Genomic DNA, 6,124 nt, shown 5'->3' on the forward strand with positions numbered 1-6,124 from the left:
CCACAGCTGGGCCATGCAACAGGGAGTCGTGATGCGCAGCAGCACAGTTGAAAACAACCGGCAGCCGGAGGCGTTCGTGTTGCCGCACTACGACGAAGTCGCTCTGGTGCTTCAGGGCGGTGGCGCGCTAGGGTCCTATCAGGCCGGCGTGTATGAAGGCCTGGCTGAGATGGGCGTGCACCCGCGCGCGATCTCAGGTGTTTCGATCGGCGCGCTCAACACCGCCATCATCGCGGGCAATGCGTCGGAAAACCGCGTGGCAGCCTTGCGCGGGTTCTGGAACCGCATTTGCCATCCGCGCGACTGGGTCGGTGGTCTGGGTGCATGGATGCCGCCTGTGTTTGGCATGCACGACCTCTCGCGCAAGTGGGCCAGTGTGTGGGCGGCCGGGCGCGCCTTGACCGAGGGCCAGCCGGGTTTTTTCTCGCCGCGCATGCCGTTGCCGGTGGCGGGTTTCGGCAAACAGAACCCCAACGTGGTCAGCTACTACGACACGGCCGCGTTGAAGCAAACGCTGCTCGAGTTTGCCGATTTCGACCGGATCAACGACGGCGACACCCGTGTTTCGGTGGGGGCGGTGAACGTGTGCACCGGTAATCTCGTGTACTTCGACAACACGAAAATGCGTTTGAAGCCCGAACATTTCATGGCTTCAGGGGCGTTGCCGCCAGGGTTTCCGGCGGTCGAGATCGACGGCGAGTATTACTGGGACGGCGGCCTCGTGTCGAACACGCCGTTGACCGAGGTGCTGCGCGATGCGGACCACAAGGACGCGCTGGTGTTCCAGGTCGATCTCTGGAGCGCGAGTGGCAATGCGCCGGGCGACTTCTTCGACATCTCCGCGCGCGCCAAAGACATCCAGTACTCGAGCCGCACGCGCGCGGTGACCAGCATGCTGGCGGATCGTCAGAAGCACGCCCGGTTTATCAAGGAGTTGCTCGCGCACATTCCCGCAGAGTTGCGCACGGCCGATCCGCTGTTTCGTCTTGCTGAAGAGGCGGCCGACGGCAGCGCGATCAACGTGGTGCACCTCATCTACAAGAACAAGCCCTATGAAGGGCACTATAAGGATTACGAATTCAGCATGGACACCATGCGCGAGCATTGGGAAAGCGGCCTCGAAGATATTCGCGATTCGTTTTCCCATCGCGAGTGGTTCGACGTGCCTAGCCGAGAGCAGGGGTTCGTCACGCACGACGTGCATCGCTTGCCTGGCGCCGTGCCGCAGTGCGACCGTGACGCGCTCATATTGCCCCTTGCGGACCAACGAAAAGTCGCTGATGGCGCGCCGGAAAACGAAATCCGCGAACCGGTCGGGGAGAGCATGTCGTGAGTAAAGAGCCCTATCGCTGCGCTGTGGACTGCCTGCGCGGGAGAGCCTTGCGGACGCCGTGGGGCTATATTTTCCGCAGCATCGCAATGATCGCGCTAGCGGTTTCTCCAGCGATCGTATGCGCCTACCTTGCGCAGGCTTCAGCACACTGGAGCCTGTTTGAACGGTCTGGATCGGTCATCACGATCACGGGCCTTTTGCTGGCGTCGCGTCGCTATCTCGAGCACACTGTGACGGACCTGGTGGTCGCCCACACAAAAGGGGACGCCGGATTCAAGCCTCATCACGCGCTGAGCGAGGTCCTCGCCGCCAGGCGCGGACTGACGCTTTCGGCGTTTGGCACGCTCATTTGGGGATGGGGCATATTCCTGCGCTGGTGGAGCTTCGGCGTGCTCGCGTTGTGGATGGCATTCGTGGTGTACCGGGCATTTCGCGACCCGGTGTTGCAACGCTCCCGCGACGACGTTGACCTGTTGCCATGAAAAATATGGACGATTCGTGAGGAAATCCGGCCGATTGATGAAGGATCGAGCGAGCAGCCTGAGGAAGAATGCTTGCACGCGGCCATTGCGCGTACTCGCGCCTCATTCGCGTCGAGCATTCCGTTTTCGACCTTCACAACTGCTATGTCAACGATGCCGCAGACCCAATACGCCAATAGCAAAGACGAACTGATCGCCCGTCTCATCCCCTTCCTGCAAGAAGTTAAGGACATGACCGCGGGCATCGAGACCGAGCAATGGCTGAATGCGAAATACGGCGTTGAAAGCGCGTTGTACAAGGAGCTGGCGCGATTGATTACGCTGGGCGCGGAGGGAGGCTGGGCGGCCGACATCGAGGTCGCGGGCCCGCGTTACCGTCGTTCACTTGTCGTCGCGCCCAGCGCTCAGACGTTCTTCTTCAGCGTCACGGCGGTACTGCTGGACAGCACGGATAACACACCGCAGAACCCGGAAGGCAGCTTTCGCGCCGACCTCCATTTTCATCCGTACGGGGAGATCAATCTCGTGGTGCCGCTGCATGCCTGCGCGGCGCTCGCGGGGCCAATCGGCTGGTGTAAAGGCGGTTGGACGGCGCCCGCACCGGGCAGCCGCCACTTACCGGAGGTCAAAGGAGGCGCCGTCATCTCGCTGACTTTTCTGCCCGCGGGGTGCATTGCGTTCGGCAAGTCGCCGGCGTGAGCGCTGAACTAGCGACCCTTGGCCAACTTCTCCAGTAACGCTTTGGCAGCCGGCCCCGATGATGCGGGATTCTGCCCGGTGAGCAGCAGCCCGTCTTCGAGCACATACGGCTGCCAGTCGGGGCCCTTCGAGAAGTTTGCGCCCTTCGCCTTGAGCTCGTCTTCAACGAGGAACGGCACCACGTTGGTCAGGCCGACCGCTTCTTCTTCGCTATTGGTAAAGCCCGTGACCGATTTGCCATTGACGAGCGGCTTGCCGTCGGGACCCTTGACGTGCCGCAGAACGCCGGGCGCGTGGCACACGAGATCGACGGGTTTTCCGGCCGCGATCGTGCGCTCGATCAGGCCAATGGAATCGCGGTCTTCGGCGAGATCCCACATCGGACCGTGGCCGCCAGGATAGAAGACGGCATCGTATTCGCCGATGGCGGCATCCTTGAGCTTCGCCGTGCTGCCGAGATCCGCCAACGCAGCGGGGTCGGCTTCGAAGCGGCGCGTGAGGTCAGTCTGAAAGTCAGGCTCGTTGCTTTTGGGGTCTAGCGGGGGTTTCCCGCCCTTGGGCGACGCAAGCACGATCTGCACGCCGGCGTCCTTGAACACGTAGTACGGCGCGGCGAGTTCCTCGAGCCAGAAGCCGGTCTTGCGACCGGTATTGCCCAGTTCGTCGTGCGAAGTCAAAACCATCAGAATCTTCATGGCGCTCTCCTTAAATGCGGTTTCACAGTTTCCGATTGCAGAGAATTTCTGCTTCCACCCCGGGTGTGCCGAATCGGACTACCGAGCGGCTCGCCTCAGGCTAAAGCAGAAAGATGAATCATGGCGTTCACGTTCACGGGAAGGACAGGCGTGCGGGTATAAGGCCGGTAGATGATATCGCCGCGGCGGATTGCCTTGCCGCTTACTGCGCATACGCCGGCTCGGCGTGCCTTTGCGCAGACCCAGATCTGGTAGCCGTAGTGGCATGAGGCGGAGCACCAGCGCAACGCAATGGTTCTGGGAGAAAGGTGTTCGAGCAGCGTGATGGCGGCGGCGCACGGCGCGTCGGCCGTTGCATCGTCTGTCTTCAGGCTTTTACGGCACCTTCCGACGTTACTGCGCCGCCCGGTGATGCGTGAGCTGGCCGCGATTTCAGCGGGACTCAGAGCCTCGCCGCAGGGCGCTTTCGCGCAAAGCCTGTCGAGTAGCAGCAGCGTCTGCTCCCATGGGTCGGGGCACAAAGCGCGTTTTTCGCCCGTCGTTTCACGCGCGCTAGCGCTGCGATGGATCGGCCGTAATCCGTCGTCCGTGTTCATACGAGGCCTCAGATGACAATTGACAGCGCCACGATGCGTCCGGTGCAGTTGCGCGCGAAGCCCGCTCTCTAGCAGTCCGCGCGCAGTTACTTGATGAGTCCCTTCTGTCGCCGGTAGACGTCGGTGGGCAGGCCACCCCATCCCCAGTTTTCCGTTGGCACTTCCTCGATGACGACGAAGGTCGCCTCCAGCGGTTTGTTTAACACGTCGAGCAGTAGTTGGCTCACGCCCTTGATGAGCTGGGCCTTTTCGTCGGACGTGACCGAATCGGCGCCGGGCTTCGTGCCCTCGCGTGTAACCTGAATTGTGACGATCGGCATTTCGCTTTCCTTGATGATGATCGTGGGAAAGAGCACCGGCACACGGACGCTCCTGTCTGGCTCGGGGGTGCCCGGCGCGGCTCAGTGGCCGGCGATCTGGCCGCCGTCTACGTGAAGGATCTCGCCCGTCACGAACGGGGCCGAGTCGAGATAGAGGATAGCGTTCACGATGTCGCTCATCTCGCCCATATGACCCATCGGGTGCAGTGCGCCAAGCGCCGCGTGGGTTTCGGGTGCGTGCATCGGCGACTTGATGATGCCGGGCGACACGGCGTTCGCACGAATGCCGCGCTTTGCATACTCGATAGCCAGCGAGCGCGTGGCGGCGGCGAGACCGCCCTTCGTCAGCGAGGCCAGCACCGACGGAACACCGTCGATCGCATGATCGACGAGCGTTGTCGTGACGCTGAGCACGTGGCCGCTCTCGTGCTTTTCCATCTCAGCAATGGCGAGCTGCGTGATATGGAAGAAACCGCCGAGGTTGATGCCCGTGATCGCGGCGTAGTCTTCCGCTGTGTATTGCGTGAACGGCTTCGCCAGGAAAATGCCTGCGTTGTTGATGAGCGTATCGACGCGGCCAAAACGCGAGACGGCCGTTTCGATGACACGGCGAGCCGTGGCTGGGTCGGCGATATCGCCGGCCACTGCGACGAGATTGCTATCGTCAGTCTGTTTGATGTTGCGCGACGTCGCAACCACGTTGTGGCCGAGTGCGCGGAATGCCTTGGCCGTTTCGGCGCCGATACCTTGTGATGCGCCCGTGATCACGACGACTTTGGGAGATTGACTCATATAAACCTCGAAGTAAGTTGGACTCTCTTTCCGATCGGGTTTGCTGCTCCGATGTCGACCAATTTACGCACCGGCGCTCCCGTTTTGAATACAGGGCGTGGACAAACAGTTGTGAGTCACAGGAACAAATGCGTACAAGCCGGGCGCGATGACGCCACGCGGGAAAGGTCACGTGAATGAGGCTTCAATTATCTCGGATGACTGAGTAAGTGGGCGCGCTCAACGCGCATGGGCTCACGCGCGGATCATCGGGATAGGGGGAGGTGGGTACGCTCAGCGGCCGATTGGCCGCTGGCGAGTCGACGCGGGGCTCAGGAGGCCTGCGTGCGCGGATCGTAGTCGAATTCGAGCCTGATCCCGCCCGGTTCGTACACCATGGTGTGGCGTTTCGGCCCCGGTCCGAGGTTTTCCGGCGCAAATTCAATTTTCACGCCGGGCCACGCAGAAACGCGCGTGAAGACATCGTTGAGCGCTTCTTCGCTGCCTACGCGCAAGGCAAGATGATGCAGGCCCACATGGGTCTTGCGGTCGAATTCGATCAGGCGGTTCGGGTCGGTCACTTGCCAGAGCGTCAACATGACGTGCCCGTCCGAGACGAACGCAGCCGGATAGCTCGGCCTTTCGCCAACCTGCGTCCAGCCCAGACAGTTCACGAAAAAATCGCGGGTGAGGTTCAGATCGCGTACGGTCAGTCCGACATGATCGATGCCCAGTGTAAGCGCTTTGTCAGTCATGCTTCGATTCTCCTGAGAAAAGAGTGTGACGATCCGGGGCAAATCTCTGCCGAAACAATATAGCTGTGAAGCACGGCGCCGATAGTCGCTTGCCGTTCACATCACTTTTTACACTGTGTATCGTGCCGAGCGGGCAGGGCGGTTGCGCGAAGGATCGTGGCGCTGGCGCGTCGCGCGCGTCACCGGAAACTGGCTTGCACATATCTGCAATATCAGATATAGTTTTCATCAGATATCGAGGAGGGCAATCGATGAACGATCCCGTCAATGGAGATTTCGAGCGGACGCAGAAACTGGTGTTCGTGCTGGGACAGGCGCATCACCTGATGGCGACCGAACTTAGGGCAGGCCTGAAGGACGCCAGGCTGAACCTGCAGGAGCGCGACATTCTGCTGACGCTCGCCTGTGGGAGCGAAAAGACGCCGGCAGCACTGGCGAAGCGCCTTGGTGTTCATCCGGCGCGAATGACCCGT

At 61.2% G+C, this 6,124-nt stretch carries 8 protein-coding genes and 1 pseudogene; 4 read left to right on the forward strand and 5 right to left on the reverse strand.

The annotated features are described in order from the left end of the window. Window positions 1–31: 31 nt before the first annotated feature. The 3 genes from U5A52_RS39945 to U5A52_RS39955 all read left to right on the forward strand — a co-directional run bounded on the left by U5A52_RS39945 (window position 32) and on the right by U5A52_RS39955 (window position 2,514). Entirely contained in the window at window positions 32–1,333 is a 1,302-nt protein-coding gene (locus U5A52_RS39945; protein WP_321939730.1) for a patatin-like phospholipase family protein, read from the forward strand. After that, a complete protein-coding gene (locus U5A52_RS39950; protein ID WP_321939731.1) occupies window positions 1,330–1,815 on the forward strand; it encodes a hypothetical protein in 486 nt (161 codons plus the stop codon). The genes U5A52_RS39945 and U5A52_RS39950 overlap by 4 nt, the downstream gene beginning before the upstream one ends. A gap of 153 nt (window positions 1,816–1,968) precedes the next feature. After that, window positions 1,969–2,514, forward strand: coding sequence for a DUF4863 family protein (locus tag U5A52_RS39955; protein WP_321939743.1), 546 nt, complete (start codon window positions 1,969–1,971; stop codon window positions 2,512–2,514). An 8-nt stretch (window positions 2,515–2,522) separates the two neighbouring features. Here U5A52_RS39955 and U5A52_RS39960 read toward each other — a convergent pair whose 3' ends face one another. The 5 genes from U5A52_RS39960 to U5A52_RS39980 all read right to left on the reverse strand — a co-directional run bounded on the left by U5A52_RS39960 (window position 2,523) and on the right by U5A52_RS39980 (window position 5,651). Beyond that, window positions 2,523–3,209, reverse strand: a complete 687-nt coding sequence (locus U5A52_RS39960; RefSeq protein WP_321939733.1) for a type 1 glutamine amidotransferase domain-containing protein — start codon at window positions 3,207–3,209, stop codon at window positions 2,523–2,525. 95 nt (window positions 3,210–3,304) lie between these two features. After that, window positions 3,305–3,805 (reverse strand): DUF3331 domain-containing protein, encoded by a 501-nt coding sequence (locus U5A52_RS39965; RefSeq protein WP_321939735.1) that lies wholly within the window; start codon window positions 3,803–3,805, stop codon window positions 3,305–3,307. An 86-nt stretch (window positions 3,806–3,891) separates the two neighbouring features. After that, window positions 3,892–4,125, reverse strand: coding sequence for a tautomerase family protein (locus U5A52_RS39970; RefSeq protein ID WP_158763313.1), 234 nt, complete (start codon window positions 4,123–4,125; stop codon window positions 3,892–3,894). Between the two features lie 81 nt (window positions 4,126–4,206). Beyond that, entirely contained in the window at window positions 4,207–4,917 is a 711-nt protein-coding gene (locus U5A52_RS39975; RefSeq protein ID WP_321915013.1) for an SDR family oxidoreductase, read from the reverse strand. 311 nt (window positions 4,918–5,228) lie between these two features. Next, complete coding sequence (locus U5A52_RS39980; protein ID WP_321939737.1) at window positions 5,229–5,651, reverse strand: VOC family protein; 423 nt, start codon at window positions 5,649–5,651, stop codon at window positions 5,229–5,231. 251 nt (window positions 5,652–5,902) lie between these two features. Between U5A52_RS39980 and U5A52_RS39985 the strand changes: the two are divergent. Then, window positions 5,903–6,124: pseudogene (locus U5A52_RS39985) on the forward strand (hypothetical protein); the annotation flags it as partial.

It is taken from the genome of Paraburkholderia sp. J8-2, assembly GCF_905220195.1.
Taxonomy (GTDB): Bacteria; Pseudomonadota; Gammaproteobacteria; order Burkholderiales; family Burkholderiaceae; genus Paraburkholderia.

Coding starts and splice junctions, on each gene's coding strand:
- U5A52_RS39945 (WP_321939730.1), top strand. CDS start 32: ATGCGCAGCAGCACAGTTGAAAACAACCGGCAGCCGGAGGCGTTCGTG.
- U5A52_RS39955 (WP_321939743.1), top strand. CDS start 1,969: ATGCCGCAGACCCAATACGCCAATAGCAAAGACGAACTGATCGCCCGT.
- U5A52_RS39965 (WP_321939735.1), bottom strand. CDS start 3,805: ATGAACACGGACGACGGATTACGGCCGATCCATCGCAGCGCTAGCGCG.
- U5A52_RS39970 (WP_158763313.1), bottom strand. CDS start 4,125: ATGCCGATCGTCACAATTCAGGTTACACGCGAGGGCACGAAGCCCGGC.
- U5A52_RS39980 (WP_321939737.1), bottom strand. CDS start 5,651: ATGACTGACAAAGCGCTTACACTGGGCATCGATCATGTCGGACTGACC.
- U5A52_RS39975 (WP_321915013.1), bottom strand. CDS start 4,917: ATGAGTCAATCTCCCAAAGTCGTCGTGATCACGGGCGCATCACAAGGT.
- U5A52_RS39960 (WP_321939733.1), bottom strand. CDS start 3,209: ATGAAGATTCTGATGGTTTTGACTTCGCACGACGAACTGGGCAATACC.